The 11,847-nt window shown below is 72.0% G+C and carries 12 protein-coding genes; 1 reads left to right on the top strand and 11 read right to left on the bottom strand.

Annotation, left to right across the window (positions count from 1 at the left end; genetic code table 11):
* Window positions 1-2 precede the first annotated feature (2 nt).
* Together ACE4Q9_RS27590 and pyrR are read right to left on the bottom strand one after the other, a co-directional pair.
* A complete protein-coding gene (locus ACE4Q9_RS27590) occupies window positions 3-980 on the bottom strand; it encodes an aspartate carbamoyltransferase catalytic subunit (RefSeq protein ID WP_397986918.1) in 978 nt (325 codons plus the stop codon).
* Window positions 981-1,070: 90 nt separating this feature from the next.
* Window positions 1,071-1,643 carry a bifunctional pyr operon transcriptional regulator/uracil phosphoribosyltransferase PyrR gene (gene pyrR / locus ACE4Q9_RS27585; RefSeq protein ID WP_397986917.1) on the bottom strand — a complete coding sequence of 191 codons (573 nt, stop codon included), beginning with the start codon at window positions 1,641-1,643 and terminating at the stop codon, window positions 1,071-1,073.
* Between the two features lie 254 nt (window positions 1,644-1,897).
* On the opposite strand from pyrR, the gene bldD reads away from it, so the two are divergent.
* Window positions 1,898-2,401 carry a transcriptional regulator BldD gene (gene bldD / locus ACE4Q9_RS27580; RefSeq protein ID WP_014671524.1) on the top strand — a complete coding sequence of 168 codons (504 nt, stop codon included), beginning with the start codon at window positions 1,898-1,900 and terminating at the stop codon, window positions 2,399-2,401.
* 177 nt (window positions 2,402-2,578) lie between these two features.
* Here the strand turns inward: bldD and nusB are convergent, their stop codons facing one another.
* The 9 genes from nusB to mltG all read right to left on the bottom strand — a co-directional run bounded on the left by nusB (window position 2,579) and on the right by mltG (window position 11,793).
* Window positions 2,579-3,007 carry a transcription antitermination factor NusB gene (nusB, locus tag ACE4Q9_RS27575; protein WP_046423695.1) on the bottom strand — a complete coding sequence of 143 codons (429 nt, stop codon included), beginning with the start codon at window positions 3,005-3,007 and terminating at the stop codon, window positions 2,579-2,581.
* A 2-nt stretch (window positions 3,008-3,009) separates the two neighbouring features.
* Entirely contained in the window at window positions 3,010-3,576 is a 567-nt protein-coding gene (gene efp / locus ACE4Q9_RS27570; RefSeq protein ID WP_397986916.1) for an elongation factor P, read from the bottom strand.
* A 44-nt stretch (window positions 3,577-3,620) separates the two neighbouring features.
* Window positions 3,621-4,727 carry an aminopeptidase P family protein gene (locus ACE4Q9_RS27565; protein WP_397986915.1) on the bottom strand — a complete coding sequence of 369 codons (1,107 nt, stop codon included), beginning with the start codon at window positions 4,725-4,727 and terminating at the stop codon, window positions 3,621-3,623.
* A gap of 80 nt (window positions 4,728-4,807) precedes the next feature.
* Window positions 4,808-5,827, bottom strand: a complete 1,020-nt coding sequence (locus ACE4Q9_RS27560; protein WP_397986914.1) for an AAA family ATPase — start codon at window positions 5,825-5,827, stop codon at window positions 4,808-4,810.
* 170 nt (window positions 5,828-5,997) lie between these two features.
* Window positions 5,998-7,089, bottom strand: coding sequence for a 3-dehydroquinate synthase (gene aroB, locus ACE4Q9_RS27555; protein ID WP_397986913.1), 1,092 nt, complete (start codon window positions 7,087-7,089; stop codon window positions 5,998-6,000).
* Window positions 7,086-7,601: a shikimate kinase gene (locus ACE4Q9_RS27550; RefSeq protein ID WP_397986912.1), complete on the bottom strand. Its 516-nt coding sequence runs from the start codon at window positions 7,599-7,601 to the stop codon at window positions 7,086-7,088. The genes aroB and ACE4Q9_RS27550 overlap by 4 nt, the downstream gene beginning before the upstream one ends.
* Complete coding sequence (gene aroC, locus ACE4Q9_RS27545; protein ID WP_397986911.1) at window positions 7,598-8,782, bottom strand: chorismate synthase; 1,185 nt, start codon at window positions 8,780-8,782, stop codon at window positions 7,598-7,600. The genes ACE4Q9_RS27550 and aroC overlap by 4 nt, the downstream gene beginning before the upstream one ends.
* A gap of 481 nt (window positions 8,783-9,263) precedes the next feature.
* Window positions 9,264-10,103: a shikimate dehydrogenase gene (locus ACE4Q9_RS27540; RefSeq protein ID WP_397986910.1), complete on the bottom strand. Its 840-nt coding sequence runs from the start codon at window positions 10,101-10,103 to the stop codon at window positions 9,264-9,266.
* On the bottom strand, window positions 10,084-11,793 hold the full coding sequence (gene mltG, locus ACE4Q9_RS27535; protein WP_397986909.1) for an endolytic transglycosylase MltG: 1,710 nt from the start codon (window positions 11,791-11,793) through the stop codon (window positions 10,084-10,086). Before mltG ends, ACE4Q9_RS27540 begins: the two co-directional genes overlap by 20 nt.
* Between the last annotated feature and the right edge of the window lie 54 nt (window positions 11,794-11,847).

Below are 11,847 nucleotides of genomic sequence, written 5' to 3'. Positions count from 1 at the left end.
TCTTACTTCTCCTCAGTGCGCAGGGGGGCGGCGGCGGGCTCGTTGCCGCCGAGCAGCAGGTACAGGACGGCCATCCGGATGGACACGCCGTTGGCGACCTGCTCGACGGCGGTGCAGCGGCCGGAGTCGGCGACCTCGGCGGTGATCTCCATGCCGCGCACCATCGGGCCGGGGTGCATCACGATGGCGTGCTCGGGCAGCCTGGCCATGCGGTCGCCGTCTAGGCCGTAGCGCCGGGAGTACTCGCGCTCGGTCGGGAAGAAGGCGGCGTTCATCCGCTCGCGCTGCACGCGCAGCATCATCACCGCGTCGCACTTGGGCAGCGTTCTGTCGAGGTCGTACGACACCTCGCAGGGCCAGGACTCGACGCCGACCGGCAGCAGGGTGGGCGGGGCGACCAGGGTGACCTCGGCGCCGAGGGTGTGCAGCAGGTCGACGTTGGAGCGGGCGACCCGGCTGTGCAGGACGTCGCCGACGAGGGTGACGCGCTTGCCGGCCAGGTCCTGGCCGATCCCGGCGTCGCGCCCGACCAGGCGGCGGCGCATGGTGAAGGCGTCCAGAAGCGCCTGGGTGGGGTGCTGGTGGGTGCCGTCACCGGCGTTGATCACGGCGGCGTCGATCCAGCCGGAGGTGGCGAGCCGGTAGGGCGCGCCGGAGGCGCCGTGCCGGATGACGACGGCGTCGACGCCCATCGCCTCCAGGGTCTGGGCGGTGTCCTTCAGGGACTCGCCCTTGGACACGCTCGATCCCTTGGCGGTGAAGTTGATGACGTCCGCGGACAGGCGCTTCTCGGCGGCCTCGAAGGAGATCCGGGTGCGCGTAGAGTCCTCGAAGAAGAGGTTCACGATGGTACGGCCGCGCAGGGTCGGGAGTTTCTTGATCGGCCGGTCGGCGACCCGTGCCATCTCCTCGGCGGTGTCGAGGATCAGGACGGCGTCGTCGCGGGAGAGGTCGGCGGCCGAGATGAGATGACGCTGCATCTGTCAGGCTCCGTAAGGCAGTTCGGGAGGATTGGGGCGAACTCGGGCGCGGGCGGGTACGCCGAAGCGACCTTGGTGCGCCGGGGTTCGCTACTGGCCGGCCGGCTTCACACCGAGCAGTACGGTGTCGCGGCCGTCCTCCTCGGCGAGCTGGACCTTGACCGTCTCCCGCAGCGACGTGGGGAGGTTCTTGCCGACGTAGTCGGCACGGATCGGCAGTTCCCGGTGGCCGCGGTCGACCAGGACCGCGAGCTGCACCGCGCGCGGGCGCCCGAGGTCGTTCAGGGCGTCGAGGGCGGCGCGGATGGTGCGGCCGGAGAACAGCACGTCGTCCACGAGGACGACCAGCCTGCCGTCGAGACCGTCACCGGGGATCTCGGTGCGGGCCAGCGCACGCGGCGGGTGCATGCGCAGGTCGTCGCGGTACATGGTGATGTCGAGGGAGCCGACCGGAACGGCGCGGTCGGTGATCTGCTCGAGCTTGGCGGCCAGCCGGCGGGCGAGGAAGACGCCCCGCGTGGGAATGCCGAGCAGCACCACGTCGTCGGCGCCCTTGGCGCGCTCGACGATCTCGTGGGCGATACGGGTCAGCACCCGCGCGATGTCGGGGCCCTCGAGAACGGGCCGGGCATCGGCTGCCTGCGGATGGGCGTGCGTGTCCATAGAAAACGGACCTCCTTCTCCGCCTCACGGGACGGACCTTAAAGGACGTCGGATTTGCGCCAACCACGGTAGCAGGTCGCGGGGACCGCTCGCGTTCACCCCCTTGGCGCAACGCGTCGGCACTACCACGGAAGCGTCGGGGTGGCCCATTCGGCTTGACGCAGAAGAATCACGCTGCGTAACCTCACAGTGAGTTACCAAAGCGCGCGGCGGGAAGACAGCCGGCCGCGTCGACACAGTGTCCGGGGAGCTATATGTCCAGCGAATACGCCAAACAGCTCGGGGCCAAGCTCCGGGCCATCCGCACCCAGCAGGGCCTTTCCCTCCACGGTGTCGAGGAGAAGTCCCAGGGTCGCTGGAAGGCCGTGGTGGTGGGCTCGTACGAGCGCGGCGACCGTGCCGTGACCGTACAGCGCCTTGCCGAGCTGGCCGATTTCTATGGCGTCCCGGTGCAGGAGCTTCTGCCGGGCACCACTCCTGGCGGCGCCGCCGAGCCGCCGCCGAAGCTGGTCCTCGACCTGGAGCGGCTGGCCACGGTGCCGGCCGAGAAGGCGGGCCCCCTCCAGCGCTACGCGGCGACGATCCAGTCCCAGCGCGGCGATTACAACGGCAAGGTGCTGTCCATCCGCCAGGACGACCTGCGCACACTCGCCGTCATCTACGACCAGTCCCCCTCGGTCCTCACCGAGCAGCTGATCAGCTGGGGCGTCCTGGACGCGGACGCGCGCCGCGCGGTGGCCACGCACGAAGAGGCGTGACGGCGTAGGGATTTTGCAGAAACGTGACGCCGGGGTGGCCCGAACCAGACGGTTCGGGCCACCCCGGCGGCGTTTTGGATGCGGCTTCCCGGGCTGACTTCTCGGTGCCGGTGACCGGGGGCGCGTCTCGGGGGCGCGAGGCTCGTCGCCCGGCGCCCCTGAGGGGGGTCTTTTCGGTCAGGCCCGGCGGAGCGACGGCTTCAGCTCCTTGAGCCGCCCCAGCAGACCGTTGACGAACGAGGGCGACTCATCGGTCGAGAACTCCTTCGCCAGCTGCACCATCTCGTCCAGCACGACGGCGTCCGGGGTCTCGTCCACCCAGATCAGCTCGTACGCGCCCAGCCGCAGGATGTTGCGGTCCACGACCGGCATCCGGTCGAGCGTCCACCCGACCGCGTACTGGGCGATCAGCTCGTCGATGCGCCGCGCGTGCTCGGCGTAGCCCTCGACCAGCTGCATCGTGTACTCGCTGACCGGCGGCTGCCGGGTGTCGGAGCGGGACAGCCGGACCCAGTCGGCGAGGACCGTCAGGACGTCGGCGCCGCGCTGGTCGCCCTCGAAGAGGATCTGGAAGGCGCGCTTGCGGGCCGTGTTGCGGGCAGCCACGGTTAGCTGTTCACCCGGCCGAGGTAGTCGCTCGTACGGGTGTCGACCTTGATCTTCTCACCGGTGGTGATGAAGAGCGGGACCTGGATCTGGTGGCCGGTCTCCAGGATGGCGGGCTTGGTGCCGCCGGTGGAGCGGTCGCCCTGGACGCCCGGCTCGGTCTCCTGGATGGTCAGCTCGACGGCGGCGGGCAGCTCGACGAAGAGCACCTCGCCCTCGTGCGTGGCGACGGTGGCGGTGAAGCCCTCCACCAGGAAGTTGGCGGCGTCGCCGACGGCCTTGCGGTCGACCATCAGCTGGTCGTAGGTCTCCATGTCCATGAAGACGAAGTAGTCGCCGTCCATGTACGAGAACTGCATGTCGCGCTTGTCGACAGTGGCGGTCTCGACCTTGACACCGGCGTTGAAGGTCTTGTCGACGACCTTGCCGGAGAGCACGTTCTTGAGCTTGGTGCGCACGAAGGCCGGGCCCTTGCCGGGCTTGACGTGCTGGAACTCGACGACGGACCAGAGCTGGCCGCCTTCGAGCTTGAGCACCAGGCCGTTCTTGAGGTCGTTCGTGGAAGCCACGGTTGCGGAATCTCCTGGACTGACGTACGACCCCGGGTCACGCGCTACAGCGCGAGCAGCTCCTTGGTCGTGATGGTGAGTAGCTCGGGTCCGCCGTCCGCCTCGGGGCGCACGACGAGCGTGTCATCGATCCGGACACCGCCCCGGCCCGGGAGGTGGACCCCCGGTTCGACGGTGACCGGCACGCAAGCGTCCAGTTTACCCATGGCCGCGGGGGCGAGCTGCGGGTCCTCGTCGATTTCGAGTCCGACGCCGTGCCCGGTGAGCGGCGGCAGGGCCTCCGCGTAGCCCGCCGAGTCCAGCACCTGGCGCGCCGCGCGGTCCACGTCACGGCAGGCGGCGCCGGGGGCGAGGGCCTCGCGGCCGGCGCGCTGGGCGGAGAAAACCAGGTCGTACAGCTGGATCTGCCAGTCCGCCGGGGAGGTGCCGATGACGAACGTACGGCCGATCTCGCAGCGGTAGCCGCGGTAGGTCGCGCCGAGGCAGACGGAGAGGAAGTCTCCCTCCTCCACCCGACGGTCGGTGGGCCGGTGACCGCGGCGGCCGGAGTTCGGGCCGGTGGCGACGGAGGTGGGGAAGGCCGGGCCGTCGGCGCCGTGGTCGACCAGGCGGCGCTCCAGCTCCAGGGCGAGGTGCCGTTCGGTGCGGCCGACGAGGATGGACTCCAGCAGCTCACCGAGGGCCTGGTCGGCGATCTCCGCGCCGATGCGCAGGCAGGAGATCTCCTCCTCGTCCTTGACGACCCTGAGCTGCTCCACGGCGCAGCCGACGTCGGCGAGGCGCAGGGCCGGGGCGACGGCGGCGATGGCCCGGTGCCGGGCGACCGTCAGATGGTGTTCCTCGACGGCGAGGGAGTCCGCGCCCTGGTTCCGGGCGAGGCCGGCGGCGGTGACGGCGGTGTCGCCGCCCCGCGCGGGCAGGACGTGCACCCGCAGGGTGTCGTCCGGCCGGCCCTCGAAGGGGCGCTCGTCGGGCGGGACGGCGCACACCAGGAGGTCCTCGCGGCTGCCGAGGAGCAGGACGGCGCCGTGCGGGGCGGCGGCCGCGAGGTAGCGCACGTTGGCGGGACGGGTGACGAGCGCTGCCGCGGTGCCGGCCGCGTTGAAGTGGTCCCGGAGGCGGGATCGGCGGTTCGCGTACACCTCTGACATGAGATGAGCGTAGGAGTTTTATGTCGTTTGTGCCGATTTTTGGGGGCCGAGTGGGGTTCGTGGGGCCGGGCACCCCGTGATCACCAGCTCGGTGGGCTCGCTATCGCTCTCGCCAGGACCTCGTCCAGGACCCTCGCCGTGCCCGGTACGTCCAGTTGGGAGTTGTCGATGATCGGCAGGCCCGAGCCGTACCAGCCGGCCATGCGGCCGTGGATGCGGGCGACCTCCTCGTCGGTGAGGCGGCGGTTGCCGGTGCGCTTCGCGTTGCGCTCCAGGACGATGTCCAGGCCGGGCAGCAGGACGACCGGGAGCAGGCCGGGACCGACATGGCGCTTCCAGCCGCCGAGGCCGACGACGGGGCGGTCCGGGAAGACCGCGTCGTCCAGGATGCAGGAGATGCCGTTGGCCAGGAAGTTGCGCGCGGCGAAGCCGCAGGTACGGCGGGCCAGGCGGTACTGGGCCTCGGAATGGTCGTTCCAGCCGGACTGGGGGTCGGCGAAGCCGGAGCGGACCCACTCGCGGACGTCGTCCAGGCTGATGTGGGCCGTGGGCACGCGCCGGTGGTCCGCCCAGTACTTCGCCACGCTGGTCTTGCCCGCGCCGGCGGGACCGATCAGCAGGACGGCCAGCGTGGTGGTCGTCGGATCGGGCACCGCGGTGGCGGTGGGCGCCGGGGTCGGCACGCCGAAGGGGGCGCCCGGTGGCAGGTGCACATGACCGGTGCTCTCGGGGGCCGGGGGCTGCGGGTGCGCCGGAGCGGCGGGAGCCGGGGGCTGGGCAGGGGCCGGGGGCCGCGCGTGCGGGTGCGGATTACCCGGCGGCGCCGGCGCGGGCGGAACCGGGGACGGCTGCCGGCCCGGAGGGACCGGCGGCTGTTGTCCCGAAGGGACGGGCAGGGACGGCGGCGGCTGCTGGCCCGGAGGGACCTGCTGCCGGCTCGCCGGGACCCGTGGTGATGGGGGCGGGAAGGCCGGGGGCGGGGCGGCGGAGCCCTGCGTGGGGGGTTCGCCGGGGGGTTGTGCGGCCGATGGCCAGCCGGTGTCCGGCCGGTGCCCCGGCTGGTGGGGCGGCGGCAGCGGAGATCCCACTGCGTGCTGCATCCGTTGCCACTCCGTCTCGTACAGGCAGTTGGGGGTGCAGGCGGCGGGGGGCGGGCCCCGCTCCTGCGCGAACGGTACCGTCCCCGGCCGTCGTTCGGTGAAACGGCCGGGGGCGGCCCGAAGTGCCCGGTGCGCCGGGAAAGATGGCGCGGCCTGCGAGAACGGCGGGGCTACTCGCCGACTTCCCCGTAGGCGGCCAGCAGGACGGCCGGGTCGGGGCCCTCCAGGACGGTCGGCTTGGCCAGCCCGTCCAGGACGATGAAGCGCAGCAGATCGCCGCGGGACTTCTTGTCGACCTTCATGTTCTCGACCAGCTTGGGCCACTGGTCGTAGCGGTAGTGCAGCGGCAGGCCGACGGATTCGAGGATCGCGCGGTGGCGGTCGGCCGTCGCGTCGTCCAGCCGGCCCGCGAGGCGGCCGAGTTCGGCGGCGAAGTGCATGCCAACCGCGACCGCGGCGCCGTGCCGCCACTTGTAGCGCTCGTTCTTCTCGATGGCGTGGCCGAGCGTGTGGCCGTAGTTGAGGATCTCGCGGCGGCCGGACTCCTTCAGGTCCGAGGAGACGACCTCGGCCTTCACCCGGATCGAGCGTTCGATCAACTCGGCCGTGTGCGGGCCCTGCGGACCGCGCGCGGCCCCGGGGTCGGCCTCGATCAGGTCGAGGATCACCGGGTCGGCGATGAAGCCGGCCTTGATGATCTCGGCGAGCCCGGAGACGTAGTCGTTGACCGGCAGAGAGTCCAGTGCGGCCAGGTCGCACAGCACGCCGGCCGGCGGGTGGAAGGCGCCCACCAGGTTCTTGCCCTCGGCGGTGTTGATGCCGGTCTTGCCGCCGACCGCCGCGTCCACCATGGCGAGCACGGTGGTCGGTACGGCGATCCAGCGCACCCCGCGCAGCCAGGTCGCGGCCACGAACCCGGCGAGGTCGGTGGTCGCGCCGCCGCCCACGCCGACGATGACATCGGTACGGGTGAAGTGGGACTGGCCGAGCGCCTTCCAGCAGTAGGCGGCGACCTCGGCCGTCTTTGCCTCCTCGGCGTTGGGCACCTGGATGGCGATCGCCTCGTAGCCCTGCTCGGCCAGGTCGGCGCGGAGCGCGTCCCCGGTCTCGGCCAGCGCCTCGGGGTGGACCACGGCCACCCGCTTGGCCTTGGGGCCGATCAACCCGGCCAGTTCGCCCAGGAGTTGGCGGCCGACCAGCACCTCGTACGGGTCGGTGCCCGCGGTGCCCGCGACCTGGATCCGGGTGACTGCCTCGCTCATGCCTTCTTCAACTCCACTGCGTCCAGCGCCGCTTGCGCGACCTCTTCGGGGGTGCGGCCGTCCGTCGGTACGACGGCGGTGGCGACCTCCTCGTACAAGTGGCGCCGCGCCTCCATCAGCTCGCGCCACTGCTTGCGCGGATTGACCGCGAGCAGCGGGCGGGCCACGTTCAGACCGGTGCGCCGCACCGCCTCCTCCACGTCCATGGAGAGGTAGACCACCGGGTGCCCGGCGAGCAGGGCGCGGGTGTCCGCGTCGAGGACCGCGCCACCGCCGAGCGCGAGGACGCCCTCGTGGTCGGCGAGCGCGGTGGCCACGGCCGCCTTCTCCAGCGCCCGGAAGTGCTCCTCGCCCTCGTCCACGAAGATCGCGGAGATCTCCCGGCCCTCGGTGGCCACGATGTCGTCGTCGGTGTCCCGGTAGCCGGTGCCCAGCCGCTCGGCCAGCAGCCGGCCCACGGTGGACTTGCCGACGCCCATCGGGCCGACGAGGACCAGACGCGGCCCGCTCATCGGATCCGCAGGTTGTCGAGGTACGACCGCACGTTCCGGCGGGTCTCGGCCACCGAGTCGCCGCCGAACTTCTCCGCGACCGCGTCGGCCAGCACCAGCGCGACCATCGCCTCGGCCACGATGCCCGCGGCCGGCACCGCGGAGACGTCGGAGCGCTGGTGGTGGGCCTGCGCGGCCTCGCCGGTGGTCACGTCCACGGTGCGCAGCGCGCGCGGCACCGTGGCGATCGGCTTCATCGCGGCCCGCACCCGCAGCAGCTCACCGGTGGACAGACCACCCTCGGTGCCGCCCGCGCGGCCGGAGACCCGCCGGATGCCCTCCGGAGTGCCCACGATCTCGTCGTGCGCCTGCGAGCCCGGCACCCGCGCCAGCTCGAAGCCGTCACCGATCTCCACGCCCTTGATCGCCTGGATGCCCATCAGGGCACCGGCGAGCCGCGCGTCCAGCTTGCGGTCCCAGTGCACATGCGAGCCCAGACCGACCGGCACGCCGTAGGCCAGCACCTCGACCACACCGCCCAGCGTGTCGCCGTCCTTGTGGGCCCGGTCGACCTCCTCGACCATCGCCCTCGACGCGTCCGCGTCCAGGCAGCGCAGCGGGCCCGCGTCCAGCTTCTCCACATCGGCCGGCGTCGGGTACACCCCGGCCGGGGCCTTCACCGAGCACAGCTCGACCACGTGGGAGACGATCTCGATCCCGGCCGTCTCCTTCAGGTACGACCGGGCCACCGCGCCCAGCGCCACCCGCGCGGCCGTCTCGCGGGCGGAGGCGCGCTCCAGGATCGGGCGGGCCTCGTCGAAGCCGTACTTCTGCATGCCCGCCAGGTCGGCGTGGCCGGGCCGGGGCCGGGTCAGCGGCGCGTTGCGGGCGAGCCCGTCGAGGATCTCGGCGTCGACCGGATCGGCCGCCATGACCTGCTCCCACTTCGGCCACTCGGTGTTGCCGACCATGATCGCGACCGGCGAGCCGAGGGTCAGTCCGTGCCGGACGCCACCCAGAAAGGTGACCTCGTCCCGCTCGAACTTCATCCGCGCACCGCGGCCATAGCCGAGCCGCCGCCGCGCGAGGTGGTCCGCCACCATCTCCGTGGTGATCGGTACGCCGGCGGGAAGGCCCTCCAGCGTCGCCACAAGTGCGGGACCGTGGGACTCCCCCGCGGTCAGCCAACGCAGCCTGCTCAACGGTGCTCCTCAGTGTTCGCGCCCGGTACTGCCCGGCCCACGCGTTCGTGCGGACGCCGACGGCGTGACCGGATGCGCGACCCCGGCCCGCCATGTCCGATCCTCCCACGTCCGGGGCGGGTGTCCGGTGTCCGGTCCAGCAAGCGGACGGAACGGTGGACGGCCGACGGACGCGGCGGAGGCCGACCGGCGAACGCGGCGCGGGCCGACCGACGGTCGGGGCAGGCCCGGCCGACGGGCGCGGCGCGGGCCGACAGCCGGACGCGGGGCGGACCGACCGGCGCGGCGCGGCGCGGACCGACCGGCGGGCACGGCAGGCCCGGCCAGCGGGCACGGCGCGGCCCGACCGGCGGGCACGGCAGGTCCGGCCGGCGGGCACGGCGCGGCCCGACCGGCGGGCACGGCAGGTCCGGCCGGCGGGCACGGCGCGGCCCGACCGGCGGGCACGGCAGGTCCGGCCGGCGGGTGCCGGTACGGCGGCTCAGCGGGCGGCGAGCGCCGCTTCCCCGGCCCGGCGCATGGCCTCCAGCGGCGCGGGGGCGCGTCCCGTCATCTGCTCGACCTGGAGGACGGCCTGGTGGACCAGCAGGTCGAGCCCGCCGACCACGGCCCCGCCGTACATGGACCAGCGGGCCGCCAGCTCGGTGGGCCAGGGCTCGTAGAGCACGTCGAAGAGGGTGACGGGGCGCTCGGGCACGGCGGCGGCGAGGGCGTCGGTGGTGCCGGCCGGGGTGGTGGCGATCACCAGCGGGGCGCGCAGGGCCTCGGCGGCGTCCGACCAGTCGGCCGTACGGACGTCCACGTCCAGGCGGCGGCCCCACTGGCGCATCTCGGCGGCGCGGGGCTCGCTGCGCACATAGGCGACGATCTCCCCAGTGCAGACGCGGGACAGGGCGGCGAGGGCGGAGGAGGCGGTGGCGCCGGCGCCGAGGATCGCGGCGGACTCGACCTGTTCGATGCCGTGTTCGCGCAGCGCGGCCACCATGCCGGGGACGTCGGTGTTGTCCCCGCGTGTGCGGCCGTCCGCGTCGAACACGACGGTGTTGACCGCGTCCACCGAGGCGGCGGTCTCGCTGACCTCGTCCAGCAGCTCGATGACCGCCCGCTTCAGCGGCATGGTCAGCGACAGCCCCGCCCACTCGGGCCCGAGCTTCTCGAAGAAGCCGGGCAGGGCCGCCTCGTCGACCTCGAACCGGTCGTACGACCAGCCGGTGAGCCCGAGTTCGGCGTAGGCGGCCCGGTGCAGCACCGGGGAGAGCGAGTGGGCGATGGGCTTTCCGAGCACGGCGGCCCGGCGGGCGTCAGTTGCCCGAGGTGGCATTGAACTTGTCCTTGAGCTGCTTGAATTCTTCGTATGTCTTGGCGAATTCGGTATTCGTCGTACCGTCGGTCGCCACGAAATAGATCCAGCCGTCGTGGGTCGGATTCAGCGCCGCCTTGAGCGCGTCTTCGCCGGGGTTTCCGATCGGACCGGGCGGCAGGCCCTTGTGGGTGTACGTGTTGTACGGGCTCTGGTTACTGTTGATCTCCTTCTCGGAGATATGGATATTGCTGGTGCCCTTGGCGTAGTTGTACGTCGAGTCGAACTGGAGGAGCTGATTCGTCTCGGTGTTGGTGGGCTTCAGGCGGTTGTAGACCACCTCGGCCATCTTGCGGAAGTCCTCGTGCGTCTTGCCCTCGGCCTGGACCAGGCTCGCGACCGTGACCAGCTCGAACGCGTCGTGCAGGCCGAGCGACTTGGCCTTCGCGTCCAGGCCGTAGGCGGCGTACCGCTCCTTGGCCTGGGCCACCATCTGCTTGAGGATCGCGTCCGGCTTCATACCCTTGGCGGCCGCGTAGCTGCCCGGGAAGAGGAAGCCTTCCAGCGGGTCCTTGATATTGCTGTTCGTCGACACCCAGGCCGGCAGGCCGAAGGTCCGGTATTCCTTCGCGGCGACCTTCTGGGTCGTTCCGGAGGCCAGTTCGAGTTTCTTGTCGATGTTCTGGTAGACACCGGCATTGCGCTCGCCCGGCGTCACGACCACATTGTTCTGACTCTTCGGGTCCAGCATCATCCGCACCGCGCTCGCGGCGGACATCTCCTTCTTCAGGAGATAGGCGCCCGCCTGGATCGAGTCGCCACCCGGTGTGGTGCCCTGGGCGTGCACGAAGGCCTCGGCGCTCTTGACGACACCGGCTTCCTTCAGCCGCCGCCCGATGTCCCAGCCGCCGGCGCCCTTGGGGATCTCCACGGTCACCGGCTCGCCGATGCCGTCGCCCGCGTAGTCCGGGGCCGGGGCGAAACGATTTTGGTAGAACTTGTAGCCGTAGTAGCCGACTCCGCCGAGGCCGCCGCCGAAGACCAGGACGACGACCATGCAGGCGCAGCCGGTGCGCCGTTTCTTGCTCTTGACGGGTTTCCGGACCTTGCCACCGCGCCGCTCCCGGCGGCCGGCCCGCTCGTGCTCCTCGCCGTCCTCGTCATCATCGGCGCCGCCCGCGAAGAAGGCGTGCTCCTCCTGGTCACCGGCGGGCGCGTCCGGCTCGGGTTCGGCCTCGGGGCGTCTGCGGCCGGGGGGCTCCGGCGGCGGGTAGGCGTCCTCGGTGCCGTAGAGGTCGGGCTGCTCGGCCCCGTACGCCACGGGCTGCTGCCCGTAGGGGTCGCCGGGGTCGGCCGCGTAGGGCACCTGGCCGTGGGTGCCGGTCGCGTCCCAGCCGCCCTGGTGACCGGAGCCCTGGTGACCGGGGTGCTCCGGCTGCTGCGGGTACTGGCCCTGGTACTGGGGGTCGAACTGGGGATGACCCTGGTTGCCGTAGTCCGAATACTGCTGACCGTCGTACCCGTGCTGCCGGTTCTGCGACCAGTCACCGCCGTACTGCTGCGGCTGCTGCGGGTACTGCTGCTGCGACGGGCCGCCGTAGGCAGCCTGGTGCGCGGCGTACGCCTGCTGCCCTTCCCATCCGCCGTCCCCGTACAACGGGTCCTGCGGATGCCACGGTTCGGAGCCCGGGCCCCGGCCATACTCGGTCATCGATCCCCTAGAGCCGCGAGGCCGACGGTCACGCGGCCGGGGGCCGGCTTCCGC

Origin of the sequence: Streptomyces sp. AM6-12, from assembly GCF_044327085.1 — a bacterium.
GTDB lineage: Bacteria > Actinomycetota > Actinomycetes > Streptomycetales > Streptomycetaceae > Streptomyces.
The sequence above is the reverse complement of the archived record's forward strand: the minus strand, read 5'-3'. Positions and strand labels throughout refer to the sequence as shown.

Bases quoted from the DNA above. Each gene is read 5' to 3' on its own strand.
- ACE4Q9_RS27550 (WP_397986912.1), bottom strand. From the start codon at position 7,601: ATGAGCGGGCCGCGTCTGGTCCTCGTCGGCCCGATGGGCGTCGGCAAG.
- pyrR (WP_397986917.1), bottom strand. From the start codon at position 1,643: ATGGACACGCACGCCCATCCGCAGGCAGCCGATGCCCGGCCCGTTCTC.
- ACE4Q9_RS27590 (WP_397986918.1), bottom strand. From the start codon at position 980: ATGCAGCGTCATCTCATCTCGGCCGCCGACCTCTCCCGCGACGACGCC.
- ACE4Q9_RS27540 (WP_397986910.1), bottom strand. From the start codon at position 10,103: ATGCCACCTCGGGCAACTGACGCCCGCCGGGCCGCCGTGCTCGGAAAG.
- mltG (WP_397986909.1), bottom strand. From the start codon at position 11,793: ATGACCGAGTATGGCCGGGGCCCGGGCTCCGAACCGTGGCATCCGCAG.
- ACE4Q9_RS27560 (WP_397986914.1), bottom strand. From the start codon at position 5,827: ATGCAGCACGCAGTGGGATCTCCGCTGCCGCCGCCCCACCAGCCGGGG.
- bldD (WP_014671524.1), top strand. From the start codon at position 1,898: ATGTCCAGCGAATACGCCAAACAGCTCGGGGCCAAGCTCCGGGCCATC.
- ACE4Q9_RS27565 (WP_397986915.1), bottom strand. From the start codon at position 4,727: ATGTCAGAGGTGTACGCGAACCGCCGATCCCGCCTCCGGGACCACTTC.
- aroB (WP_397986913.1), bottom strand. From the start codon at position 7,089: ATGAGCGAGGCAGTCACCCGGATCCAGGTCGCGGGCACCGCGGGCACC.